This is a genomic window from Caballeronia sp. GACF4 (assembly GCF_023631025.1).
Taxonomy (GTDB): Bacteria; Pseudomonadota; Gammaproteobacteria; order Burkholderiales; family Burkholderiaceae; genus Caballeronia.
In genome coordinates this window covers 1-26,684 of record NZ_JALQDW010000017.1, presented here as the reverse complement: position 1 = coordinate 26,684, position 26,684 = coordinate 1, and the positions used below count along the sequence as shown (strand labels likewise).

The window sequence follows — 26,684 nt, the reverse complement described above, 5'->3', positions numbered from 1 at the left end:
CGCTGGCTTGCGTTTTTGTTCGGTAACCGTCTCCCCGGCGGCGGCTGAGAACGCTGCAAGCTAACTGCTTAACTTCAACGACTCATTAGCACGGGCAAGCAACAACCCTTCAGAGAACCAGAACCCACCAGCCCGGCAAGGGCAAAAACCCCGACCAAATGGCAAACGCACTCCCCGAAAAACTTCTCCCCGGCGCATCCTACCCGCTGGGAGCAAACTGGGACGGCTTGGGCGTCAACTTCGCGGTGTTCTCATCGAATGCGCACCGCATCGAGGTGTGTCTCTTCGACAGCACGGGCCGCAAGGAACTGATGCGCTTCGATCTGCCCGAATGCACCGACGAAGTGTGGCACGGCTATCTGCCCGGCGCGCATCCGGGCACGGTGTACGGCTTTCGCGCTCATGGCCCCTATCAGCCGCAACATGGTCATCGCTTCAATCCGCACAAGCTGCTGCTCGATCCCTACGCGAAGAAACTCGTCGGCCCGTGGCGATGGTCCGACGCGCTCTTCGGCTATCGCGTGCATTCCAATCGCCTCGACATGTCGATGGATCGCCGCGACTCCGCTCCGGCGATGCCCAAATGCATCGTCACCGACGACGCCTTCGACTGGTCGCGCGACAATCGCCCGAACACGCCGTGGGGCGAAACCATCATCTATGAAACGCACGTGCGCGGCGCCTCGATGCTGCGCGACGATATCCGTCAGCACGAACGCGGTTCATTCGCCGCGCTCTCGTCGCCTTGGTTCATCGAGCATCTGCAAAAGCTCGGCATCACCGCCGTCGAATTCCTGCCCGTGCACGCGTTTCTCAACGACCGCTTTCTCGTCGAACGCGGTCTTAAGAACTACTGGGGCTACAACACGGCGGCGTTTTTCGCGCCCGAGCCTTCGTATCTTTCGACGCATCGGCTGAACGAGATGCGTATCGCCGTGCGGCAACTGCATGCGGCGGGCATCGAAGTGATTCTCGACGTGGTTTACAACCACACCTGCGAAGGCAGCGAACTGGGGCCCACGGTGTCATGGCGCGGGCTCGACAATGCAAGCTACTACCGTCTGATTCCCGGCGACGAGCGGCATTACATCAACGAAACCGGTTGCGGCAATACCGTGAACCTGTCGCATCCGCGTGTGCTGCAAATGGTCATGGACTCGCTGCGCTACTGGTGCACGGCGTTCAATATCGACGGCTTCCGTTTCGATCTCGGCGTGACGCTGGGCCGCGAAGGGCACGGTTTTGATCCCGGCTCGGGCTTCTTCGACGCCATTCGCCAGGACCCGATTCTCTCGACGCGCAAGCTCATTTCCGAGCCGTGGGACATTGGGCCGGACGGCTACCAGGTCGGCAATCATCCGCCCGGTTTCGCGGAGTGGAACGACAAGTACCGCGACGGCGTGCGGCGCTTCTGGCGCGGCGATTCGGGCATGCGCCCCGACCTCGCCGCGCGGCTCACCGGCTCGGCCGAGCTATTCAACCGGCGCTTCCGGAAGCCGTGGGCATCGGTGAATTTCGTGGCATCGCACGATGGCTTCACGCTCGCCGACGTTACCGCCTATTCGGAAAAGCACAACGAGATGAATCAGGAGGGAAACCGCGACGGGCACAATGAAAACTGCAGCGCGAACTGGGGCGTGGAAGGCCCGAGCGACGATCCCGCGATCCGCACCGTTCGCAATCGCCTCGCGCGCTCGATGATCGCGACCACACTTCTGTCGCTCGGCACGCCGATGCTGCTGGGCGGCGACGAATTCCTGCGCACGCAGAACGGCAACAACAACGCTTATTGCCAGGACAACGACATTTCCTGGACCGACTGGGCCGCGGCGCATAGTCCCGAAGGCCGCGAGATGACGGAGTTCGTCGCAAGCGTCGTCGCGCTGCGCAAAAAGTACCCGGTTCTGCGGGAAACTCGCTTTCTCTACGGCGACCGCGAAGTGCTGCCCGGTCTTTACGATGTGAGCTGGTTCGACGAACGCGGCGTCGCGCTCGCCATCGAGGCATGGCAGGACCCTGAGGGCCGCGCGCTGACCTTGCGCCGGGCGGGGCCGGGACTCGACGGCGAGATCGACGTGATCCTGCTCCTCATCAATGGCTCGGGGCAGAACCTCGTCTTCACGCCGCCTCCGCCTCACTTGGAATGGAACGTGCTCCTGGATAGTGCTGAGCCCGACGCCATCCAGCGGCCGCTCGTCGGCAGCGAACTGGAGGTCGCGGCGCACAGTATCGTCGTGCTGCTCGCGCAACCGACCGGCGACGCCGACTGGCAGGCGGTCTGGATGGCGGGCGCACATCAGGGTCCGCGTCTTCTGACCGCGCTGCCTCCCGATCCGGGCACCATTCCGGCAAATCGACCGCCGGGCATCGATTCGGCTCAGTGAGGCGATTCACCACGGCTCGCGCGGCGCACAGAAAAGTGGCATATCCCGCAGTACACCAGGCTCGAAATCATGTCCGAACGTCCGATTGATCCGCACAAGCATCACCACGCGCATTGCCTTCCCTTCGGCGCGCATCTGACCGGCGCGGCGCGCGAAGCACCGCGCACGCGTTACCGTTTCTGGGCGCCGTCGCGCGACCGCGTGCAACTGGAGTTGCAGCGCGATGGCGATGCCGCGCCCGCGCTCATCGACATGCAGCCGGCCGGTGACGGCTGGTTCGAAGTCGAAGCCGATGGCGGCGCGGGCACGCTGTATCGCTATCGTCTGGATGCCGATCTCGCGGTGCCCGACCCGGCATCGCGCTATCAGCCAGAAGACGTGAACGGCCCGAGCGCCGTGGTCGATCCGCGCGCGTATCGCTGGATCAATACCGACTGGCATGGCCGGCCGTGGGAAGAAACCGTGCTGTATGAAGTGCACGTCGGCGCGATGGGCGGCTATGCGGGCGTCATCGCGCGTCTGGACGAGTTGGCGCAACTCGGCGTCACGGCTATCGAACTCATGCCGCTGAACGACTTCTCCGGCACGCGCAACTGGGGTTACGACGGCGTGCTGCCCTACGCCCCGGATTCGGCCTACGGTCATCCCGATGAACTGAAGAAGCTCATCGACATTGCGCACGGTCTCGGCCTCATGGTGTTCCTCGACGTGGTCTATAACCACTTCGGCCCGGACGGCAATTATCTGCATGCATATGCGAAAACCTTCTTTCGCGAAGGCGTGGATACGCCCTGGGGTCCCGCGATCGATTTCGAGCGTCCGCAAGTGCGCGACTTCTTCTTCGATAACGCGCTGTACTGGCTCAACGAATATCGCTTCGATGGCTTGCGTCTGGACGCCGTGCACGCCATCAACGACGACGAATGGCTGCGCGAATTCGCGGACCGCGTGCGCAGTTCCGTGGAAACGGGCCGTCATGTTCACCTCGTGCTAGAGAACGAACACAACACGGCCAATCTGCTGGAGTCGCACTTCAACGCGCAATGGAACGACGACGCGCACAACACGCTGCACGTGCTTCTGACCGGCGAGGACGAGAGCTACTACGGCGCGTATGTCGACAAGCCCACGGATAAGCTCGCACGCGTCTTGAGCGAAGGCTTCGTGTATCAGGGCGATCCATCGCCGATTCACGACGGCAAGCCACGCGGCGAGAAGAGTTCGCATCTTCCGCCCACGGCGTTCGTGATGTTCCTGCAGAATCACGATCAGGTCGGCAACCGCGCGATGGGCGAACGCCTGCGCTCGCTCACCGACGACGCCTCGCTCTACGCGGCGACCGGACTTTTGCTGCTGTCGCCGCAGATTCCCCTTCTGTTCATGGAAGAGCAATACGGCTCGAAGCAGCCGTTCCTCTTCTTCACGGACTATCACGACGAACTCGCCGATGCCGTGCGCGAAGGACGCCGCAAGGAATTCGCGAAGTTCTCCGCATTCACCGACGAAAAGCGCCGCGCGCAGATTCCCGACCCGAACGACAAGCGCACGTTCGCGATGTCGTCGCCGAACGTCGAAGGCAAAGCGGACGAACTGGACCGCCTCGACTGGCTGCACTTCTACAAGTCGGCGCTGGCCGTGCGTGCGAAACTCATCGCGCCGCGTCTGAAGGGCTCGAAGTCGCTCGGCGCTCAAGTGCTCGGCGACAAGGCCGTTCTCGCAAGCTGGAAGCTCGGTGATGGCGAAACGCTCACCATCGCGCTCAATCTCGGGCAAGCCCCGGCCACGCTTGAAGAAGCGCCGAAGGGCAAGGTCATCTTCGAGACGCCGGCACGCGCGCAGGATGGCGCGAGCGCGGGCGAACTCGGTGGACGCAGCTTTATCGCGTGGCTCAGCGGCGATGTCAACGGCTTTGCCCATGCACAAGGAACCCGCACGTGAGCGCCACTGCAAGCACCACGGGCGAAATGTCGCCCATCGAAACGCTCGCCGCGCGCGCGGGCTTCGAAGTCGAATGGCAGAACGCGCACAAGGCGATGCAGCGCGTGCCGGAAACGACGCTGCGCATTCTGCTCGAAAAGCTCGGCCTGCCGTGTGGCAACGCCTCGCAGATCAAGCAGAGCATGGCCGCCGTCGATGCCGAAATGAGCGGCCGCAAGTTGCCGCCGCTCATCACGGCGGAAGTGGATCGCGGCATTGCGTTGCCGGTGTCGGCGGCGAAGTCGGGCGTGCGCTATCGCATCGAACTGGAAAGCGGCGAGGTTATCGACGGGCGTTTTACCGCGCCTAAAGGCGAGACCGCATTGCTCTCGCCGATTTCGGAGCCGGGCTATCACACGCTCGTCATCAACGACCATCGCACGACGCTGGCGGTAGCGCCCGCGCGCTGCTACACCATCGACGATGCGTGGCTCGCGCTCGACGACGCAACCGACCAAGCCGCCGCTGAAACCGCGCCGCCGCTTTGGGGCGTCGCCGCGCAAGTCTATGGTTTGCGCCGTCTGGGCGATGGCGGCGTCGGCGACTTCACGGCGCTGGCCACGCTCGCGACGCAGAGCGCGAAGCGCGGCGCTCATGCGCTCGCCATCAGTCCGATGCACGCCATGTTCAGCGCCGAGCCGAACAAGTTCAGTCCTTATTCGCCTTCGTCGCGGCTCTTTCTGAACATCGCGCACGTCGATCCCGCCGCCGTGTTCGGCGCGGCCGCCGCGCGCGCCGCGATCGAACAAGCCGGTGTGGCGGATGAATTCGCCGAACTCGAAGCGCTGCCGCTCATCGACTGGCCGCGCGCCATGAAAGCGCGCCTGGCCATTCTGCGCGCGCTCTTCGAGACGTTCTCGGCCGACAGCGCATCGCCTTTGGCGCAAGACTTCGCTTTGTTCGTCGAGGAAGGCGGGCGTGCGCTCGAAGATCATGCACGCTTCGAAGCGCTGCAGGCAGCGCAGCTTGCGGAAAACGGCGAAGGCCACTGGCGCAACTGGCCAGACGAACTGCGCGATCCGCGCAGCGATGCGGTCGCCGCATTCGCCGAAGCCAATCGCCACGAAGTCCAGTTCTTTCTCTTCACGCAATGGCTCGCATCGAAAGGCCTGCTGCACGCGCAACACGCGGCGCGCGACGCGGGCATGGCCGTGGGACTCGTCGCGGACCTTGCCGTCGGATGCGACAGCGCGGGCAGTCATGCATGGTCGTATCGCGATGAAATGCTGACAGGCGTGTCGGTCGGCGCGCCGCCCGATCTCTTCAATCAGGCCGGGCAGTCGTGGGGACTCACCACCTTTTCGCCCCGCGCCATGCGGACGCAAGGCTTCTCGGCGTTCATCGACATGTTGCGTTGCGCGTTCGCGCGCGCGGGCGGCATTCGTATCGATCACATTCTCGGGCTGAGGCGGCTGTGGCTCGTGCCCGAAGGCGAAAGCGCGAAAGACGGCGCCTATCTGCGCTACCCGCTCGAAGACCTCTTGCGGCTGATTGCGCTGGAATCGTGGCGGCATCGCGCGATTGTCGTCGGCGAAGACCTCGGAACCGTGCCGCCGGGCTTCACCGAACGCTTGCAGGAGCACGGCTTGCTTGGCATACGAGTGCTGTGGTTCGAACGCGAAGTGGATGGCCCCGGCTTCAAGCCGCCGCGCGAGTGGGACAGCGGCGTGACCGCTACCACGACCACGCACGACCTGCCGACCGTCACCGGATGGTGGCGCGGCGAGGATATCGTGTGGCGCTCGAAGATCGGCCAGACGGCGGCGCGCGAAGACGGCCGCGATGCGGTGGAAGTAGCGCAGGAAGAGCGCGGCGCCGATCGCGATTTACTATGGCGCGCTTTCCAGGAGGCGGGTATTGCTCCGTCCGATGTCAATGCGCCTCCGGTCGAGGAAGCGCCCGTGGATGAAGCGCTCGCTTTTGTGGCCGCGACGCCCGCGCCGCTCGTCACGTATCCGCTCGAAGATCTGCTTGGGCTTGCTGAACAGCCGAATCTGCCCGGCTCGATCGACGAGCATCCGAACTGGCGGCGCCGTCTTGCCGCGCCTGTCGAGGAACTGTTTCTCGACGACGCATTTTCCGAACGACTGCTCGCGGTGGATGCCGCGCGCAAGCGTTCGACGCAATCCGACAATGTTGATTCACCCAAACCAGCCGACTCACCATGACCGTTCCGCGTTCCACGCTCAGGCTCCAGCTTCATAAGGACTTCACTTTCGACGACGCCGCGGCGCAAGTGGATTATTTCGCTTCGCTCGGCGTCAGTCATGCGTATGCGTCGCCGATCACGACCGCGACGAGCGGCTCCACGCACGGCTACGACACCGTCGACTACACGAAGGTCAATCCGGAGCTGGGCGGCGAGGAAGCCCTGCGGCGCTTCGTCGAGAAGCTGCGCGCGCACGACATGGGACTGATCGTCGATGTCGTGCCGAATCACATGGGCGTGGGCGGTTCGGAAAACGCATGGTGGCAGGATATCCTCGAATGGGGACGTCACGCGGCGCATGCACGCTTCTTCGACGTGGACTGGCATTCGCCCGATCCTGCATTGCGCGGCAAGGTGCTCGCGCCGTTTCTTGGCGCTTCCTATGGCGACGAGTTGCAGGGCGGCAAGATCAAGCTCGCGTACCGGCCGGATGAAGGACGCTTCGTGGTGGAGTACTACGCGCATGTGTTCCCGATCTGTCCTGTCGATTACCCGGTCGTGCTGCAAGAAGCGCCGGAACTCGCGCACCGTTTCTCCGGCTTGACGACGCAGCCTGCCGATCAGCCGCGCGCGGCCGAAGCGCGCAATGCGCTTGCGACCATTGCTCAAACGGAAGGCGGCAAGGCCGCGATCGAAGCGATTCTCGCCGCGCATTCGCCGGACACGCCGGTTGGACGCGAGCGGCTGCATCGTCTGCTCGAACGGCAGCATTATCGCCTCGCATGGTGGCGCACGGCCGCGGACGAAGTGAACTGGCGGCGTTTCTTCGACGTGAGCACGCTCGGCGGCGTGCGCGTCGAGCGGCCTGAAGTGTTCGAGGCATCGCACGCGCTCATCTTCAGGCTCTTTACCGAAGGGTTGATCGACGGCGTGCGGATCGATCACGTCGATGGTCTTGCGGAACCGCGCGAGTACTGCCAACGCCTGCGCGCGCGGCTCGAAGAGTTGTCCGCGCAACGGCCCGAGGCTTTACGGCATGGCAACGGCCATACGTATTTCGTCGTCGAAAAGATTCTCGCGCGCGGCGAACCGCTGCGCCGCGACTGGCAAGTGGATGGCACCACGGGCTACGACTTCATGAACGATGTCGGCGCGCTGCTGCACGACCCGGCAGGCGCCGAGCCGCTCGCCGCGTTGTGGGCCGATATCACCGGCCGAAGCGCGAGCTTCGCCGACGAAGCGCTCGCCGCGCGCCGCAAGATTCTCGCGGAAAACTTATCGGCGGAACTGGATCGCGTGACGCGCGCGCTGCATCGCATTGCACGCGACTCGCACAACACGCGCGACTTCACGTTCACGTCGATCCGTCGCGTGGTCGCGGAACTGGTGATTCAGTATCCGGTGTATCGCATCTATCCCGTTAGCAGCGTGCGCAGCGCCGAGGATGAGAAGTACTTCTCGCAAGCGCTGAATGCCGCGCGGGCATCGCTTTCGAGTGCGGATCATGTGGTGCTCGATCAGGTGGCGCAGTGGCTTGGCGGCAAGTTGCCCGACGAAGCGCCGGTCAGCACGCCACCGGCCGAGCGCGCGGAACGCCCGCGTGAGCGCGCCGCCGAACGTGGACGCGACCGGAACCAGAGTCAAGCGACGGCTGGGCAAAACGCGCAGCCGTCGAGCGGATCGCAGCGGCGCGCGGCGCAGACGCTGTTTTCGCAGCTCACATCGCCGGTTGCGGCAAAGGCGGTCGAAGACACGGCGTGTTATCGCTATGGAAGGCTCATCTCGCGTAACGAAGTGGGCGCGGACCCCGGCGAGTTTTCTTTGTCCGTCGAAGATTTCCACGCGGGCAACAAGGAACGCTTTGCCGCGTTCCCGCACGCCATGCTTTGCACCGCGACGCACGATCACAAGCGCGGCGAAGACGTGCGCGCGCGCATCGCGGCATTGAGCGAGCTCCCGGAAGAATGGGCGACCACGCTCAAGCAATGGTCGACGCTGAACACGCCGTTGCGTCGTGGTGCCGATGCCGGCCACGACTGGGCGCCCGGCCCCGGCGCCGAAGCGATGCTGTATCAGACGCTCGTCGGATGCTGGCCGCTCACGCTCTCGCCGGATGACGAAGCCGGCGTTCAGGAACTGGCCGAACGCGTCGCGCAATGGCAGTTGAAGGCGTTGCGCGAAGCTAAGTTGCGCACGAGCTGGTTCGCGCCGGACGAGGCGTATGAAAGTGCCTGCCGCGAGTTCCTTTTCGATATCGTCTCGCCGCAGCGGCGCAATGGCTTTTTGCAGGAGTTGTCGGCTTTCGTGGCGCGGCTCGGGCCGCTTGGCGTGATCGACAGTCTGCAGCAGACTCTGTTGCGACTGACATCGCCGGGCGTGCCGGACCTTTATCAGGGCACGGAGCTTTGGGACTTCAGTCTCGTGGACCCTGATAATCGCCGCCCGGTCGATTTCGAATTGCGTCGCAAGTGGCTTGCGGAAGTGGACCAGAAAGGTCCGCCTTCGGAGCAACTCGCCAACTGGCGCGATGGGCGCATCAAGTTGGCGGTGGTGCAGCGTGCGCTCGCGTTGCGCAAGCATTGCGAGTCGCTCTTTGCGCAAGGTGAGTATGTGCCGCTCGCCATCGAGGGCGAACATGCTGACCGCGTGATCGCTTACGCGCGCCATGCCGGTAGCGCTTACGCAATCGTGATCGCCACGCGGCTCGCCGCGCCATTGCTGCCTGCTGGCAGCGATGTGCCGCTCGTCAAGGCGGAAAGCTGGGGCGATACGGCGGTCATTCTTCCGGAAGCGTTGCGTTCCCGTGCGCTCTTCGACTGGCTGAGCCCGAATGCGCCGAAGGCAGACGGCGAAAAGCTGTTCCTGCGCGATGCGCTGGCTTCGATGCCCGTGGCCTTGCTCGTTGAAGAAGGCGTGCCTTGCGCATGATCCAAGGCATGAGTTAGTGAGACATGAGGCGGGCGCGCTTCTCACCACGCGCCCCGCCCTTGCCTGCGCTACTACTCGGCGTGCTCGACCTCTTCCTCGCGCGGATACACCCGCACCAGCACGATACGCGGCCCGTTCATCTTCTTGACGACGATGTCGAAGGCGTCGAACTCGACGCGCTGCCCTTCCTGCGGCAAGTCCCCGAGCGCATTGATGACGAGCCCGCCGACGGATTCCGCGCGGCCTTCGTCGATATCGATGCCAAGCGCGCGTTCCAGTGAGACCACCGGCAAGCTGCCCTTGCCCATCAAAGTGCCGTCGTCCATGCGCGACCAGTCGGCATCGCCCTGACGGAATTCGTCGTGAATCTGACCGACAAGCGCGCCCAGCAGATTGTCGAGCGTGATAAAGCCGATGGGCTTCGCGCCCTTGCGCCCCACGATGGCGAAATGCGGCGCGCCCTTGCGAAAGCGCCGGAACAGTTCCAGCGCCGACAAATTGGGCGCGACGTATTGCACGGGACGGACATGGCGCGCGAGCTTCTCGATCTTTTCGGCATCCTTCGAAAAGCTGAAGTTGAAGCCGCGCGCTTCGCCGTCGCCCGCGAGGAACAAATCCTTCAGATGGATCATGCCGAGCACGCGTTCGCCGGAAGCATCCGCGAACAACGGATAACGGCTGAAGCGATGCCGCGAGATCACGGTCAAGTTATCGCGCATGGGCAAGTCGTTGCGCAGGCCGACGAGTTCGTGCGCGGGACGCATCAGGTCCGACACCGTCATGCGGCTGAAGTCGAGCGAATGCGCGATGGTGTTCCACTCGTCCGCGTTATACGAAGACGCCCCGCCAAGACGACGCCCGCGCAGAATGAGCTTGAGTTCGTCGGTGGAATAGTGGGCGTCGTGACCGTGTTCCGCCGACATGCCGAAAAGCCGCAACACGAGATTCGCGCTCGAGTTGAGCACCCAGATGAAGGGGTACATGGCCCAGTAAAAGCCATAGAGCGGCGTGGCGAGCCACAGGCCGACCTGCTCGGGACGGCGAATGGCCCACGACTTGGGCGCGAGTTCGCCGACCACGATATGCAGAAACGAGATGACCGAGAACGCAAAGAAGAGCGACACGGACTCGACGAGCTTTTCCGACTGAACGCCGATGAGCGCAAACAGCGGATGCAGCAGCGAAGCGAACGCGGGTTCGCCTATCCACCCAAGCCCGAGCGACGCGAGCGTGATGCCTAGCTGACACGCGGACAAATAGGCGTCCAGCTGGCTATGCACCTTCGCGAGCAGACGCCCCGGCAGGCCGTTGGTCCGCGCGATGGCCTGCACGCGCGTCGCCCGTAACTTGACGAGCCCGAATTCCGCCCCGACGAAAAAACCATTCAGGGCAACGAGCAACAATGCGCCGACCAGCGCGACAACCTGAGCCAAAGCAACTCTCTTCGAAAGTGGAAAGCGTCAGTATATGGGCGACAGGCAAACGAAAGTCAATTTACGTCCTCAATTACATTCCCGCCACCGGAATACGCATGGTGGCCGTGACGGCTGCACCATTGACGATATCCGTGTGCTCGAACGCGCCGCCATGCGCCTCTGAAATGCGCTTGCAAAGCGCAAGGCCCCACGCAATGCGGCCGGCTTCGCGCGGCTCCAGCGCCTGTCTGCGCGCGAATGCCTCGAGTACATGCGCGGCCGATGCATCGGTCAATGCGGACGCCGCAACCGTGAAGCGCACGTCGGTGCGCCACGTGCTGCCTTCGATGTTGCTCGATACCTGCACCGTCGTGTCGCGCGCGCTTGCTTCGGTGGCGAATGCCGCCATGAGCCAGAGCGCGTTGGTAAGCCGATCGGCGTCGCCTTCCACTTGTTCTTCCACGAGCGGCGAGTCGAGCGTGATGCTCACGCCGCGTCGCTCGCCGATAGCCTCGCGTGCGAGCGCGACGCCACGCTCGAGAAGAGCGCGCGCGGCGGCAGGCGCGACGGCAAGCGCGACGGCTTTGGTTTCGGCACGCGTCGTATCGATCGACTGTTCGATCAGCTTGACCTGCTGTTCGACGCCCGAGCGAATGCCCGTGAGCGCGCGCTGGGCGGCGGGGTCGTTTGCATCGACCTTGCGCTCGAGCACATAGCCCCAGCTATGAATGGCGTTGAGCGGACCGCGCAAGTCGTGCGATACGACCGAGAGCACGTGATCGCGCATGAACAGCGCGGCTTCGGCTCGCAGATGCGCGATGCGCGCTGCGTTGCCGCTAGCACCCGTCGCGTTCGCGCAGGTCGAGACGATCAGCGTCACGGATTCGGCGACGGGCAGCGCAAGTATGTTGAAGACTCGCGTGGAATCGTCCTCCTCGATGCTGACCTGCGCGCGCCGGGCGCCGTTGCCCGCGAGCGCGGCATCGGCTGCAAGCGAAAGCGACGCGATCAACGGAGCGGGCAGCGGGAGATCGGCGAGTGCGCGTCCGCGCAGCGCGGTGGAATCGACATCGAAGAGATGGGAGAAGACGGCGTCGGCACTGAGGCAGCGTTGGGCCGCATCGAGCACCAGCAAGCCATCGTTTCCGGCGACGGCCGTATCGAAGGACTGAGTGTCTCCGGGCTCGACCGTACTGGAAAATGACGTGGTCACGGTTTTGGGTCCTTGCGTGGATCGGTGTTGAGGTTCTGTCGCGAGCGGCGTTCCGGTCACCGGGAGCGCGTCGCGCGAGGCCAAGCCTGCGGGTCTTCCGAGAGGCCATTATAGGTGAGCGCCTGCCGCACGAACGGCTCTGTTTGCTCACGAACTACGGGGCAATTCCAGCAATTGGCGTGCACGGACGTGCGAAGAAAACGAGGGTGTCATGCGTCCTGGATTCAACCATTGCGAAACCGCGCCGATATACAGTCAGTGCAATTCAAATGGCCGATATCCGCGGATAACCAACGCTCTCATCCGCTATACCCGCCATTTGCGAGAAGCAATTGAAACACGCGTGTCTTTTACTCGCTCTAAGCTGATTATCCGCGCCTGACAAGGATTCAGCGGGTTTTGCAAGGCTATGCACGAAATCGCGCTTGAAGATACGGAAATCGTTTGCGAAGAAGCGGAAATTTCTTGCGTGCGTCGGCGAACATTCCAAGCTTACAACTGCCTATAGCATTTGTCAGGAGACTACGTATGGACGGCTGGTCGACCTTTAATGTCGGCCCTCGAACGCCGGCCGCGGCCACGGTGGCTTCAACTAAAACTTAATCCGGTGACACGAGCCTATGACACGCGTCGAGAGCGACACCCCCAGAACCTTGCTGTCGGTGATCATTCCCGCCTATAACGTCGAGCACTTTATAGCCGCATCGTTGGAATCCGCGCTTTCGCAGCCGCGCTCCGACGAGATCGAACTTATCGTTATCGACGATGGTTCCACCGACCAGACACTCGCCCGCATTCTCGAAGTGCAGAAGCGCGCGCATGGCAAGCAGATTCACGTGATTCACCAGGAAAACCGTGGTGTTTCCGCCGCACGCAATCGCGCGATTGCAGAAGCGAAATCGCCCTATATCGGCTTTCTCGATTCCGACGATGTCTGGTCCGCGGATTTCACCGCCAAGATCATGCCGCTCCTCGACGCGCAAGCCGCGGACATAATCGAGTTCAACGTGGGCATCATCAATTCTGGCGGCAAGGTGATCGACAACGTGAAGCTGATCGACCGCTCGACCATCGGCTCGCGCACGTGCGATCTCGACGCGCTGCTCGACTTCGCGCACGTGTATCAGGTGTTCCCGGCCGCGCGTGTCTACAAGCGCGAATTGTGGGACGGCATCGAGTTTCCGGCAGGCCGCGTGTACGAAGACGCCGCCGCCATTCCGCTCGTCTACGCGCGTGCCCGCACGCTGCATCGTCTGGCCGACGAACTGTATTCTTACCGGCGCCGCGCGGGCAGCATTACGACCAAGGCCACGACCTATACGGTCACGAGCCTCACGATCTGCGCGGAAGAAACGCTGCAACGCTGCGATGGCGGTCCATACGACGCCTTCTGGCTCGCCATGTTCCACAAGATTTTCGGCTATGCGTGCCACCAGGCCGCGCGCGTGGATGCCCGCGCCTATGACGATGCGATCCGCGCGATCGAAGCCACGGCGGAGCGATATCGCGTGTTCGCGACGCAGCGCGGCGAAGAATCGAAGGAATTGCGTTTCCACAAGAAGATTGCCGCGGACCGCCGCCTGTTTCTCGCCAAGCGCCTGATCAAACGCGTGCTGGGCATGGAACTTCGCGCGCCCGCCGCCGCGCCGCGCGCGATGCCCGCAGGCAACCGATGACTCCGCGTATAAAGGCGCACTGATGCAGATCTATCCGATCAAGCCCGGCTTCACCGCTGGCGAACCGTTCGAAATCGCCGTGCAACCGGGATCGCGGTTTTCCATCGCCATCTATCGGCAAGGGCATGACGAGAATCTGACGAGCGTGGGCGGCGTGGCCGTTCAGGCAGGCGGCGCCGTTACGGCGGAACTCAAGCACGGCAAGTACGTGTTCCAGTCGCCGGGCCGCACGACGCCCGTGCGCTTCGACGAAGACTGGGGCTGGCCGACCATCACCATCAAGCCGAACACGGCGTCGCTCGAAACGGGCGCGTATGTGGTGATCGCGTATGAAGTCGGCGGCAAGGGCGAGCCCCTGACCGAGCTCGGTCGACGCGCCGCCACGCACAAGCCGATCTTCGCGGGACCGCCCGACAGCGACAGCATGGCGCTCGTCATCGCGCGGCCGCGCAAGCCTTCCGCCGATATCGCGTATATCGTGCCGATCAACACGTATCACGCATACAACTCCATCGGCGGCGGCTGTTACTACGGCGACCCGATTCATCGCACGAAGCCCGCGACACGTGTGAGTCTTCGTCGGCCAGGCGGCGGTCTTGGCGCGCAACTCGGCGAGCCGAACGATCCCTATGATTCGCGCTCGCCGCGCCAGCAATTCACGCATTGGGATGCGAAGTTCATTCGCTGGCTCAAGGCGGAAGGAATTGCTTGCGACTTCTACACCGACCACGATCTGCATCGCGGCACGGATCTCAAGCTCGCGAACTACCGCTGCATGTTGAGCGTGGGGCATCACGAATACTGGACCACGGAGATGCGCGAGCGCGTGGCGGGCTTCATCGCGCAAGGCGGCAACCTCGCGGTCTTCAGCGGCAATACGTGCTTCCGTCCGGTCGATTTCGGCGATGCGCCTATCGAAGGCGATCTCAAGATCATGAACCGGCTTGCCGAGAAATGGCCCGATCACGATGAATCGAATCTCATCGGCCTGAGCTATGGTTACGGCGGCGGAAAATACGGCGAATGGAAACGCTTGCGCGGCGGATGGATCAGACGCGAGCGCGAAGCGATCGGTTTTACGGTGCGTCAGGCAAATCACTGGGTCTTTGCAGGCACCGGCTTGCGAGAAGGTCAGACGTTCGGCGCGGAAGATCGTCTCGTAGGCTATGAAGTGGATGGCGTGCCGCCTGTCGCGAATGGCTTCGTGACGCTTGCGGATACCGTCAAGCTCACGGGTTGGGATGTCGGCGGCGCGGGCGCAATGGGCGTCTTCAAGCCCGATGCGAATGGCTCGCCGGAACAAGGCGAAGTGTTCAATGGCGGCACCACGGACTGGGCGCGCGTCCTCATGAATACGAGCGCGCAGAGCCATGTCGTCGTCGATCAGATTACGCGTAATGTCGTGCGCCGGTTCATCGGCTTGCCGCCGCTCGTGATCGAGCGACACGACACGCGTCTGGACCAGATAGTGAACAGCGAGAGCGAGATTGCTAGCGCGATGCTCGCCCAATAGTCAAGTAGTAGCCGGCAGTGTGCGTGTGCAAACCCACTGACGAATAAATTTTTTTATTGTTAAATACGTCCGGCACGACAACATGAACCGCTTCGCGTGGGCTTACCGCTCGAGAGCGGTTCATGTCGTTCATACTTGCGCTCCTTTGCCCTGAGGCCAAGGCGAGGATGTGTCTAACCCCATTGGTCTTGCTGCGCTCGAAGTGGCGCATGCGCCTGACGAAACGATTCGTTACACGCGTTGTCATGCAATGCCCTTTTAAACGGGCGAACATGCGACAAGGCCGCAAACTGCGTTACCGCGATCAGTCAGCGCTCAAGCCGGAACCTATCGTTACATGGCATCTTTTCGAAAGAACTTCACCATTCTGATGACGTTGCAGGTATCCACATACCTGGCACCGCTTCTCACGCTGCCGTGGCTTGCGCGCGTACTCGGCCCCAGCGAATATGGACGCCTTTCGTTCGCACTCGCCTTCTCCGCTTATTTCATCACGCTTACGAATTACAGTTTCTCGTTGACGGCGACACCAAGAGTCTCGATCAATCGCGATGACCGTGCCATGCGCTCGCAGGTCTTCTGGGAAACCATCCTCACGCAAAGCGTGCTTGCGCTTGCAGGCTTCATCATCCTGCTCGCGGTGACGTTCATCGTGCCGTATCTTGCGGAAAACCGCGACTTGCTGCTATTGGGCTTCGGCATGGCGGTTGGCTCCATGCTCATTCCCACGTGGTATTTCCAGGGCGTGGAAGACCTCGGCATGATCAGCGTATTCGTATTCATCGGACGCGCCTTGAGCATTCCGGCGATGTACGTCTTCGTGCGTCATCGCGGCGATGTCGATATCGCCATGGCCGTCAACACGCTCGTGCCGTTGTGCTCGGGCATCGCAATTTGCACGTATTTGTACTTTCGACGCGAACTCGACTTCGTGCCGGTATCCCTGCCGACCATCTTCACGCGCCTCAAGGAAGGATGGAGCGTGTTCATGGCCACTTCGCTCGTCGATATCTATGCATCGAGCAATATTGTCTTGCTCACCTTCATTGCGGGCAACGTGGCGGGCGGCTACTTCGCGGCCGGCGACAAGCTGATTCGCGCGGCGTTGAACATGCTTCAGCCGCTCAAGACGGCCGCTTATCCGCGCGTGAGCTTCCTCATGCATCATGCGCGCGACGACGCCTTTGCCTTTCTGCGCAAGATGTTCGTGCTGCAAGGGTCGATCGTCTCGCTCATCTCCGTATGCATTTTCTTCGGCGCGCCGCTTGCCGTGAAACTGCTTTATGGTCCCCAGTTCGCGCCGACCGTCGACGTGCTGCGCTGGATGGCGTTCGTCCCGTTGATGGCCGGTCTCTCCGATCTCTTCGGCGTTCAAACCATGCTTCCACTCGGCATGAAGGCGCAATTCAGCCGTGTACTCATCGCTTCGGCGGTTCTGAACTTCGGTCTTCTCGCCGTGCTTGCCAGGCTCTTCGGCGAGCAAGGCGCGGCAGCCACCGTGCTGATCGTCGAGACGTCGATTGCCACCGCGATGTTCTGCACCCTGCACTTCCAGGGCGTACCCCTGCTCCGGCGCGCCATGCCGGAAAGCGCCGGTTCCTGACCAGGCGTGAATCGTGCACAAGGCACGTTTGCATCGGCATGACGAGCTTTAAACGGCTCCGTCATGCGGTGCACGGCTAGCCACTTCTACCTAATGTCCAGACGATTCAAGCTCCCACATTTCCGTTCGACGACGCACCGTTACTGCAAAAGTTGCGTTTTTGTATGTGTCGAAACGCACGGACGCCAATTGTTTGAGCCGATATCGTATTAGTAACAACATCAGGTAGGCAGGGTGAGGACCGGAATGAACTCAAACGACCCGACGCTCGAACGTGTGCGAGAACTCGCTGATCGTGCAGACAGGCTGCGTATGCAGTCCGTCGCGATTCCGCTCAAGGAACTCAAAGCCCTTGTGCAACTTTGCGACCAAGCGCTCGAACAGAAATACGCTTGGCTCAAGGCCGAATCGGAAGTCGATTAACCCGCTGCCTTGCTCGCTTGCATTCGTCTTTAACTGCGTGAACAAACTGTCGACGCTCGCCTAAGAATTCTTTAGACCAGTTCGCAGTTTTGATCGTCCTTAAGCCAGATTCGCTAACGCGGGCTTTGCAAAGCCGATTAGCAGGGGAATCAGCAAGTCCGTGTGCGTTGCCGCCCGGTTCTGAGAGATCGAGGCGCACCGGTTAGGTTGCATATGTATTAATCGAACAGAAAAACTCAGGTCGATTAGTGATACTGCATTCCAGGCCGTCATAGATGCCTCCTTAGACGGAACCGATAACGGACCCAGCGAGGCGCGTTGGCAAGCGGAGCTCACCACTCCACCTATAAACACAAGACCGCCGTGCCTTCTCAATTGCGAATGCCGCGGGCGCTCGGCTTTTGCTCATTGCAGAGTTCTATATGAAAGAGATCGTACATATAACCGAAGCCTTTGGAGGGGGAGTCCTCTCCATGCTCACTCAGCTCTCGAACCGTGCTGCGGCTGCAGGCGTCGGCGTCACGATCCTCCACTCCATCCGGCCCGAAACGCCGAACAACTTCGCGAGCCTCTTTCATCCGGCCGTGAAGCTCGTCTACGTGAGCATGTTTCGCGAAGTCAGTGTGAAGAAAGACTGGACGAGCATGTGGGAGTTGGTGCGCAAGCTCAAGGAATGCAATCCGTCGGTCGTGCATTTGCATTCGTCCAAGGCGGGTGTGCTGGGACGGGCCGCCGCGCGCGTTGCCGCGCCGCGTGCCCGCGTGTTCTATTCGCCGCATGGCCTTGCGTTTCTGCGCCGCGATGTATCGGCGGCAAAGCAGTTTGCTTATCTCAGCTTCGAGCGCATTGCAGCACGCATGGGCGGCACCATCGTCGCGTGCTCCAAGAGCGAACAGCACGAGATAGAAACGCAGATGCGCACGCGCAACACGGAGATGATCGAGAACGGCGTCAACGTGCTGGAGATTCCTTCGCGTCTTGAGAAAGACGGCCGTGAAGTCGTGGTCGGCATGAGCGGACGCGCATCGTTCCAGAAGAATCACGAAGCCTTCGTGCAGCTCGCCACCGATCTGCGCAACTCCACGACGCAATTCTTGTGGATCGGCGGAAACCTCGATGAATTGCCCGGTCAGACTGCGAGCGATTCAGTCGTATGCAGCGGCTGGGTCACGCGTGAACGCGCGCTCGCCCTGACCTCCGGCCTCGACATCTATGTGCAGACCTCGCGCTGGGAAGGCATGCCGATCGCGTTGATCGAAGCGCAGGTCGCGGGCATTCCCGCTGTCGTGACAGACGTGGTCGGCAATCGCGATGTCGTCTTGCACGGGCAGACTGGCTTCGTCGCCACGACGCACGAAGACATGCAGAAGTACATCGCCATGTTGCGCGACGACCCTATCCTGCGTGCGCGCATGGGCGAAACCGCGAAAAGAACGGCTAGCCGGCGCTTCTCGATGGAAGCCATCTTCCGCAAGTGGCTCTCGGTATACGAATTCGGTTCGGACAGGTACTTGAAAGAGCCCGTCGAATCGAACGAATTCGAATCGTACGAACCCACTTCCGAATCACAGTACTGACCCGCCCGAGACATGGACACATCTATTGCCCCGAACAAGCTCGTCTACAACGGCAGGTTTACGAGTCAGAAGACCACCGGCGTACAACGCGTTGCGCGCGAGCTCGTAGCCGCGCTCGTCAAGCTGCCGCAAGGCTCGCATGTGACGCTTGCCGTGCCGCCGCAAGACGGGCTCGAACCCGTGGCCGGCGTCGAAACCGTGAAGCTCGGCTTCGGTAAAGGCGTGCTCTGGGAACAATTCGTCCTGCCACTCTTTGCGGGCCGCTCGCGCATTGTCAATCTGAGTAACTCGGGTTCGATCTTTCGCGCGAACCAGGTCATCTACATGCACGATGCCGCGGTGTTCGACACGCCCGCGCACTTCTCGTGGAAGTTCCGCATGTGGTATCGCGTGATGTTCTGGATTCTCGCGCGCACGTCGAGTTGCGTGATGACGAATTCGGAGTTCTCGCGCGACCGCCTCGCGCATCATGTCGGTGTGGATGCCAAACGTATCGGCGTCGTGCCGCTCGCAGCGGACCATCTCGATCACGTCGTGCCGGACCGGTCCGTCATCAAGGATCTCGATCTCACGCCGAACCGGTACGTGCTTGCAGTGAGCAGCATGAACCCGACAAAGAACTTTCAACGTCTTGTCGACGCGTTCATTCGACTGAACGATCCGTCTATCGACCTCGTTATTGTCGGCATGAAGAACGCCACTATTTTTGGCCGCGCGCATGATCTCTCGAGTGCGCCTAACATCAAGCAAGCGGGCTACGTGAGCGATGAAAAGCTCAAAGCTTTATATCAGGATGCAGCTTGCTTTCTTTATCCTTCGATTTACGAAGGATTCGGCATTCCGCCGCTGGAAGCCATGCGCAACGGCTGTCCGACGCTTGTCGGACGCGCAGCGGCGCTGCCGGAAACGTGCGGCGACGCATCAATCTATTGTGATCCGTACTCCGTCGAGGATATTTCGGCTAAGCTGCGCGAATTGCTCGACTCGCCGGCACTAAGCGAGGATCTCAAGCAGCGCGGCATTGCACACGCGGAGAAGTATCGCTGGACGGAAAGCGCGCGCATGCTCATGCAGTTCATCGACAAGCCATCGCGTTGAACGCGTTTTTGGGGGAAGGCCGGTGAAGTTAGGTATTTACTGCGATTCGGGCATCAATGGCGGGCACGAGGAAATGCTCAAGCGCCTGATGCTTGCGCTCGTCGCAAGCACAGGTATCGAGACGCTTAACATTCTCGTGCCGACCGCTAATGAACCGCTTTTTCGTTATGTAAGCGAACTATCGCTCAAGCATAAGAAAGTGAAGGTCATCGGTCTTACCTATACGGCCGAATCGCTGCGCGGAAACATGATCGAACTCGTCCGCATGGTGCGCTCCACGGCCGCCATCCTGCGTAGTCTTGAACTCGAAAAATTGCTGATCGCGCAAGGCACCATCGCTTCCGGTCTCGCAGGTCTTTTCGCCGCGCGCCAGGCGCGTGTCACCGCCGTGAGCTATCTTCCTCTCGTGGACGAAGCGCCGGAAAACGCGGGCGCCGCCGAGAAGATCAAGTGGCTCATCAAGCGCGTGTTGTATCGCATGCCGGATGAATTCGTCACGCTCAACGAGCACTTGCGTGGCAAATTGCGCGCACTTGCGCCGCGTGCGCGGACCACGATCCTCGAAAACTATGTCGATGACCGCTTCAGCCGTTCAACGCTCACGCGTTCGCAAGCACGCGCATCGCTGGGTCTGCCGGATGACGGCACCACGATCATCGCGCATATCGGCAGACTGAATTTTCAGCAGAAGCGTCAGGACTTTCTGATGCAGGCTATCGAAAGTCACAAGGAAGCGTTCGCGCGAACGCTGGTGCTGATCGTCGGCGAAGGACCGGATGCGGAGCGTCTCGAAGCAATCGTCGAGAAGAGTCCCGCGCTTGCCGCATGCGTGCGTATTGTCGGGCCGCAGAAGGACGTGCTGCCGTATATCGTCGCAAGCGACACGCTCGTGTTGCCTTCAGCGTATGAAGGCGTGCCGCTCGTGATGATCGAAGCGGTGCTCGCGGAACGTCCAGTTGTCGTGTCACGGGTGTCGGGTCTCGAATCTTATCTGCCCGATGCGCTGCTGTTTCCCGTCGACGATTCCGCGTCTTTCGTAAAGCGAGTCTTCTCGGCGAGCACCTACTCGATGGCCGCGCTCACGCGCGACTTCCGCCGCCGCTTCTCGCGTGAAGTTTTCGACGCGCAAGCGCAAAGCATCCTGACGAGCGCATCGAGCTCGCGCGGCGCGGCCAATCCCGCCACGCGCGAGCATTCGGACATGCTGGCCAAATAGTTTCGCCTTCCCGAGGTCCAGATATTGAAGCGAACGATTCTGATCGTAGTCGCCTTCTTCGGCGCAATGCTTTGCGGCTCCGTTCTGCTCTTCGCGCGCAGCGGCAGTCCCGATGCGTATCACGCAAGCCGCACCGGCGGCGCCAAGGCCGATGCCAATGCCGACACCCCATCATTCGCCGCACCCAAGATGAAATGCGGCAATGAGTCGGCCGGCGTGTTCTACGGCATTGCTGGCCATATCGAACATCGCGGTGCGTATCGCACGAGCGACTATGGTTTGCAGATTTCGCAGCTTCGCGAACTCGGCGTCACCATGTACGCCCAGGACGTCTCGAACGAAGAAAGCGCGCACATGGTCGCGGACTTCGCGCGTCAGGCGTCCAGGCAGTGCATCGGCGTGCTTGCCCTCGTGACACCGTTCGAAGTGCAGAAGCGCGCCAACGAAGCGGAAGCCTTCGCGCGCGGCTACGAACTCGGCAAGCTCTCCGGACGCATTCTGAAGGGCGTGGTGACCTACTATCAGGTGGGCAACGAGTACGACAACTGGACCATACGCGGCGATGACCGCAGCGGCGAACATCCGTCGGATTACGATAACGCGATGTACATGAAGGCGCGCGGCTCGATCCTCGGTCTCATCAAGGGCATTCGCGAATCCAACCCTGACGCCAAGATTCTGCTCACGTCATTCAGCTGGCTGCATTTCGCCTTCCCGGACATGCTCTTTTCCGGCACGCAGCCGGACGGAACCAAAGGGCATCCCGTGCCGCAGTGGGACATCACCGTGTGGCATTGGTATTCCGACATGGGTTCGATCACGTCAGCGGGATCGCAAAAGACCAACGTGCTGGAGCGTTTGCGCGACAGTTACGGCAAGCCGATCTGGATCACGGAATACGGTGTACGTCCGGATCATCCGGACCCTTCGGGGTATCTCGTGGGAAAGAACGCGCTGGGCGGTTTCGTCTCGATGGCGAAGACCTATGGCATTCAGAACGTGACGCTCTACGAGCTTTACGACGACCAGCGCTTTGGTGGCGACGGCAACTACGGCGTGATTCACGACGACGGTAAAACAAAAAAACCACGTTTCGACGTGGTCCGCGAATTCATCAAAGCCAACCCTATGCCGTGAGGCGTGCCCGGGCTCAGGCAAACCGCGCATTATCGCCCAAATCCACCATCGCGCAAGCGGCATGCCTGACCTTTCGAGCATTACAACGTTCGGTACTTAACAGACGCAGATAACTCAGGGCCGGAAGATGCCCCTTAGGATAATTTTTTTCTATTTATCTGCAAGTATCGTAGGGGTTTGCAAGATGCGCCGGGGCTGTCAAGGCCCGCGCTGACCGACGCCGCAGGCCCCAAGCATTCATGTTGCTGCGACTCACCGGCCGTACCGCCGGATTAAATAAAGCAAAGAGACGTACCGCGGCTTTAGCCGCCGGGGCATTCGTTTTTTCCAACGCCCTGACAACTACGTTCTAACTATCGAATTGAGGATGGCGCCTTTGAACACGCTCTATGTCAACTCCGGATCTTCGCGCTCAGGCAAGGACGACGGTGAATTCACCGCGAGCGATATGCTCAAACTGCTTCGCGACCATATCGGCATGCTGATGCTGTTCATCGCGGGCGCGGCCTTGCTCGCCACGGCTTATGCGTTTCTCGCCAAGCCGATCTACTCCGCCGACGTCATCATCCGCGTCGATCCGCCAGATCCGAACGCGCTCGGCATCACGCCGCAGAATCAGCAGCAGATGCAGCAGCAGGCGCAGACCGTCAATCAGATCGCGCCCGCCGAGATCTCGGTGATGCAAAGCCGTTCCGTGCTGGAACCGGTCGTCAAGCAATTTCACTTCGACATCAAGGCGAAGCCGCGTACGCTGCCGGTCCTCGGGCAGATCGCCGACCTGTTCGCCAAGCGCGGTCAACTTTCGCCCGCATGGCTCGGCCTCGATTCGTATGGCTGGGGCGGCGAGGAACTGAACATCGGCCGGCTCGACGTGCCTGCATCGCTCGAAGATTCGAAGCTCGATTTCGTGCTGCTCGACAAGAACCAGTACGAACTGCGCGACGAAGACGGCGACGTGCTCGTGCGTGGCACCGTTGGCCGTCCGGCAGCTGCGAATGGCGTGTCGATGCTCGTGGACAGTGTGGTGGGCCATCCCGGCGTGCACTTCGACGTGATCCGCTACAACACGCTCGACGCCATCGCGCTCATGCTCAAGACGATGAAGGTGACCGAGTCAGCGAAGGACACGGGCATCGTGCAGATTTCGTTCAATGCGGACGACCCCGAACTCACGGCCAATGTCGCGAACGCGCTCGGTCAGGCGTACATGTCGGCGGCAGTCGCGAGCCGTCAGGCCAACGACACCAAGACGCTCGAGTTCATTCGCGGCGAGTTGCCGCGTCTCGAAGCCGACCTGAAGACGGCCGAAGGCAATCTCAGCGCGTTCCGTTCGAAGTCGCAGTCGGTGCAGCCGGTCAACGAGGCGCAAGCATATTTGCAAGGCAGCATCACGTCGATGCAACAGCTCGCCATGCTGCAACTGCAACGCACGCAGGCCTTGCAGCGCTTCCAGCCCGACAGCCCGCAAGTGAAGAACCTGGATCAGCAGATCGCCCAATTCGAAGCGACCAACAAGCAGATCCAGTCGCGCTTCGACAGCATGCCGGCGTCGGAGCGTCAAAGCGCCGAACTCACGCGCGATGCACGCGTGGCCGAAACCATCTACCTCGGCATGATGAACAAGGCCGAGGAGCTGTCGGTGCGTCGAGCGAGCACGAGCGGCGGCGCGCATATTCTCGACAACGCGCTGCGTCCGCATCGCCCGGTGAAGCCGAACAAGATGCTCGTGATTCTCGCAGGTACGGGTCTTGGCTTCTTCGTCGGCACGTTCTTCATCTTCCTGCGCCGTCACGCCATGATCGGCGTGACCGACCCGATGTTCGTCGAACGCCGTCTGTCGGTGCCGGTGCTGGGCGAGGTACTGTTCAGCCGCCAGCAACTCGTGCTCGATCACGAGATCGCGGTGTCGCCGGTCGGACGCGCGCTCGGCTTCTCGGGCACGCAACAAAACGGCGCCGCGCCCAAGGCCCTGCCGCACTACGACCAGGCGCAACACGATGCCATGACCATGCCGCATGTGGACGAACGCGACGAAGACGCTCGCGTGCTTGCCTCGCGCTTCCCGCACGATCCGGCTGTCGAAGCGCTGCGCGCCGTGCGTACCGAGTTGTATCGCGATCTCGTCAATGCGCCGAACAACATCGTCATGTTGACCGGCCCGATTCCGTCGGCAGGCAAGAGCTTCGTCGCGGCCAACCTCGCCGTGCTGCTCGCGGAAATCGGCCTGAAAGTGTTGCTGATCGACGCCGACATGCGCCGCGGCCATATCGCGTCGTTCTTCAAGCAGTCGAACCCTGGCGGCCTCGCGGAAGTGCTGAAGGGCGATATCGGCATCACGGATGCGCTGCGTTACGTCGGCGTGCCCGGCCTGTCGTTCATGTCGTGCGGCGGCTATCCGCAGAATCCGTCCGAATTGCTGATGATGCCGCGTTTCCGCGACATGCTCGCGCGCATGAGCGACCAGTTCGACCTCGTGCTCGTCGATACCCCGCCGTTCCTCGCCGTCACGGATGCCGCGATCGTCGCAAGCGACGCGGGCTCCACGGTGCTGGTGTTGCGCTCGGGCATTCAGACCGAGGAAGAGATCGAGGAGACCGTGAAGAAGGTGCAGCGCGCGGGCGGCAGACTCGTGGGTTCGGTCTTCAACGCAATTCCGCGCCGGCGCAGCAACCGTCGCAGTTATGGCTATGCCGCGGCATACACCAGTTCGTTCAAGCCGGTGAATTAAGCTTGGCCCACTAAAAGAGCGATTACGCAACGCCGCGTGTCTCACGCGGCGTTGCGCGTTGAAGAGCCCCCGACCGATGAAAGAAAAACTCGCGCTGACAGACCGCTTCTACCAGATATGGGCCTTCGCGATGCCCGTGACGTCGTTCCTCGTGATGCCGAGCATCCAGGGCACGACGATCGGCTATCTGATGTGCTTTCTTTCGGTGCCGCTCGTGCTGCTCTTCGGCGGCAAGGCGCGCAAGAACTGGATGCACTTCCTGATCGCGGCCGTGGTCGTATGGCTTTTGATGTTCTGCACCTCGCAGCTTGCGGACGTCATGGCGCCTTTCGATCCCGACTTCAGCAAGGTCGCGATGGTCGACGACACCGACCTCGTCACGTTCATCCTGCGCAAGAGCATGTTCACGCAGTCGATCTACGTCGCGGCGGTGGTGCTCTACGCATCCTACGTCTACTACTTCTACAAGCCGACATGGGACCAGTGGATTCTCGTGGCCGTGACGCTCTTCGCGCTCTACGGCATGTACGAAGTGGTCTACTTCGTCGCGACTGGACAGCCGGGCGACTTCATCTCGAACCGTGCATTTGGCGATCAGTTCGGCAAGGGTATCGTGCGTTCGGACGGCACCGTGAACGGCAGCTCGTTCCAGCAGATCGACATCAAGGGCTTCCCCATTCAGCGGCTGAAGGCGCTGACCGGCGAGCCTTCCATGTACGCAATGTCCATCTTCCCTTTCTGGGTGTATTTCAACGCGACCTCGCGCGTACGCTGGCCGGTGTGGGTCATCGGCATTTCGCTCATCATGAGTACGTCGTCGACGGTGCTGATCGGCTATGCGGTTTATGCGCTGATTCGCATGCGCAAGCTCGGCATCAACCCGATCAAGGCGTTGATCGCGCTCGCGGTGGTGTGCGTGATCGCCTATCTCGCGCAGGACTATATCGCCGATCTGTTCCAGCAGATGGTGATGGACAAGCTCGAAGGCAAGAACGAATCGGGCTCGGACCGTTCGATGCTGGTCCTGAATTCCGTGCAGATGTGGCTTGGCGCGACGCCGATGAATCAGTTGTTCGGCATCGGCTTCGGCTACATACGCTCGACCGATTTGTTCTCCACGTTGCTCGTGAACACGGGCGTGGTCGGTCTCGTCGGCATCAGCGCGCTCATGCTGTATCCCGCGTTCAAGCTCGACTGGGACGCGCGCGGCATGGCGCTGCGTCAATGCTGCGTGGGCACCTGGCTGATGATGATGGTCTCCGTGCCCGAGTTCGCCTATCTCGCACCGTGGACTTTCGTCGCGATGGCTTACGTGCGAGTGCGCGCGCTCAAGCAGGCCCGGCAGCAGTCGCATGACCGCGACGCCGCCGTCGTCATCGATCAGACGCCTATCGGCACCGACTTCGGTACGAACGCTAAACCGCATTCGGGTCCGCGTGTCGGCTCGCCCGTGGGACCGCGTCCCGCTATCGGCAGCCGCATGAATCCGCGCGGACGTCATCCCTGAAAGCGCCTCGGTGACCCTTCGGGCGGGGGGGGGGCGGGGCGGGGGGGGGGGGGCGGCGGGCGCGGCTCGTTGTTTTGTCGACGCGACGCTGGCTTGTAGTACGAGCGCCTGGCGGGGGCACCACCGGCGCCCAGATCTCG

Annotated in this window: 16 protein-coding genes; 14 read left to right on the top strand and 2 right to left on the bottom strand. The window is 61.7% G+C overall.

The genetic code is table 11. The annotated features are described in order from the left end of the window. The first annotated feature begins 158 nt into the window (after positions 1 to 158). The 4 genes from glgX (at position 159) to treY (ending at position 9,438) form a co-directional block, all read left to right on the top strand. Positions 159 to 2,384: a glycogen debranching protein GlgX gene (glgX, locus tag NCR40_RS14890; RefSeq protein WP_244829148.1), complete on the top strand. Its 2,226-nt coding sequence runs from the start codon at positions 159 to 161 to the stop codon at positions 2,382 to 2,384. A 69-nt stretch (positions 2,385 to 2,453) separates the two neighbouring features. After that, a complete protein-coding gene (gene treZ, locus NCR40_RS14885) occupies positions 2,454 to 4,322 on the top strand; it encodes a malto-oligosyltrehalose trehalohydrolase (RefSeq protein ID WP_250509833.1) in 1,869 nt (622 codons plus the stop codon). A gap of 26 nt (positions 4,323 to 4,348) precedes the next feature. Next, positions 4,349 to 6,529, top strand: a complete 2,181-nt coding sequence (gene malQ, locus NCR40_RS14880; RefSeq protein WP_250509852.1) for a 4-alpha-glucanotransferase — start codon at positions 4,349 to 4,351, stop codon at positions 6,527 to 6,529. Continuing rightward, positions 6,526 to 9,438 carry a malto-oligosyltrehalose synthase gene (gene treY, locus NCR40_RS14875; RefSeq protein ID WP_250509832.1) on the top strand — a complete coding sequence of 971 codons (2,913 nt, stop codon included), beginning with the start codon at positions 6,526 to 6,528 and terminating at the stop codon, positions 9,436 to 9,438. Before malQ ends, treY begins: the two co-directional genes overlap by 4 nt. Before the next feature lie 71 nt (positions 9,439 to 9,509). On the opposite strand, the gene NCR40_RS14870 is transcribed toward treY, so the two are convergent. Both NCR40_RS14870 and NCR40_RS14865 read right to left on the bottom strand, forming a co-directional pair. Further along, a complete protein-coding gene (locus NCR40_RS14870) occupies positions 9,510 to 10,871 on the bottom strand; it encodes a hemolysin family protein (protein ID WP_250509831.1) in 1,362 nt (453 codons plus the stop codon). A gap of 73 nt (positions 10,872 to 10,944) precedes the next feature. After that, positions 10,945 to 12,066: a histidine kinase dimerization/phospho-acceptor domain-containing protein gene (locus NCR40_RS14865; RefSeq protein WP_250509830.1), complete on the bottom strand. Its 1,122-nt coding sequence runs from the start codon at positions 12,064 to 12,066 to the stop codon at positions 10,945 to 10,947. A gap of 620 nt (positions 12,067 to 12,686) precedes the next feature. On the opposite strand from NCR40_RS14865, the gene NCR40_RS14860 reads away from it, so the two are divergent. The 10 genes from NCR40_RS14860 (at position 12,687) to NCR40_RS14815 (ending at position 26,544) form a co-directional block, all read left to right on the top strand. Next, positions 12,687 to 13,742 carry a glycosyltransferase family 2 protein gene (locus NCR40_RS14860; protein ID WP_244829143.1) on the top strand — a complete coding sequence of 352 codons (1,056 nt, stop codon included), beginning with the start codon at positions 12,687 to 12,689 and terminating at the stop codon, positions 13,740 to 13,742. Positions 13,743 to 13,764: 22 nt separating this feature from the next. Next, positions 13,765 to 15,255 carry a N,N-dimethylformamidase beta subunit family domain-containing protein gene (locus NCR40_RS14855; protein ID WP_250509829.1) on the top strand — a complete coding sequence of 497 codons (1,491 nt, stop codon included), beginning with the start codon at positions 13,765 to 13,767 and terminating at the stop codon, positions 15,253 to 15,255. A gap of 337 nt (positions 15,256 to 15,592) precedes the next feature. Beyond that, a complete protein-coding gene (locus NCR40_RS14850; protein ID WP_250509828.1) occupies positions 15,593 to 16,858 on the top strand; it encodes a flippase in 1,266 nt (421 codons plus the stop codon). Positions 16,859 to 17,104: 246 nt separating this feature from the next. Continuing rightward, positions 17,105 to 17,281 (top strand): hypothetical protein, encoded by a 177-nt coding sequence (locus NCR40_RS14845; RefSeq protein WP_244829140.1) that lies wholly within the window; start codon positions 17,105 to 17,107, stop codon positions 17,279 to 17,281. 422 nt (positions 17,282 to 17,703) lie between these two features. After that, positions 17,704 to 18,858, top strand: a complete 1,155-nt coding sequence (locus tag NCR40_RS14840) for a glycosyltransferase (protein WP_250509827.1) — start codon at positions 17,704 to 17,706, stop codon at positions 18,856 to 18,858. Positions 18,859 to 18,870: 12 nt separating this feature from the next. Continuing rightward, a complete protein-coding gene (locus NCR40_RS14835; protein WP_244829138.1) occupies positions 18,871 to 19,956 on the top strand; it encodes a glycosyltransferase family 4 protein in 1,086 nt (361 codons plus the stop codon). Positions 19,957 to 19,978: 22 nt separating this feature from the next. After that, a complete protein-coding gene (locus tag NCR40_RS14830; protein WP_250493113.1) occupies positions 19,979 to 21,172 on the top strand; it encodes a glycosyltransferase in 1,194 nt (397 codons plus the stop codon). A 24-nt stretch (positions 21,173 to 21,196) separates the two neighbouring features. Continuing rightward, on the top strand, positions 21,197 to 22,309 hold the full coding sequence (locus NCR40_RS14825) for a glycosyl hydrolase (protein WP_250509826.1): 1,113 nt from the start codon (positions 21,197 to 21,199) through the stop codon (positions 22,307 to 22,309). A gap of 367 nt (positions 22,310 to 22,676) precedes the next feature. Further along, positions 22,677 to 25,037: a polysaccharide biosynthesis tyrosine autokinase gene (locus NCR40_RS14820; protein WP_250466488.1), complete on the top strand. Its 2,361-nt coding sequence runs from the start codon at positions 22,677 to 22,679 to the stop codon at positions 25,035 to 25,037. Positions 25,038 to 25,113: 76 nt separating this feature from the next. Continuing rightward, the gene (locus NCR40_RS14815) at positions 25,114 to 26,544 is read left to right on the top strand and encodes an O-antigen ligase family protein (RefSeq protein WP_244829134.1); all 1,431 of its coding nucleotides are present in this window, start codon (positions 25,114 to 25,116) and stop codon (positions 26,542 to 26,544) included. Positions 26,545 to 26,684 lie beyond the last annotated feature (140 nt).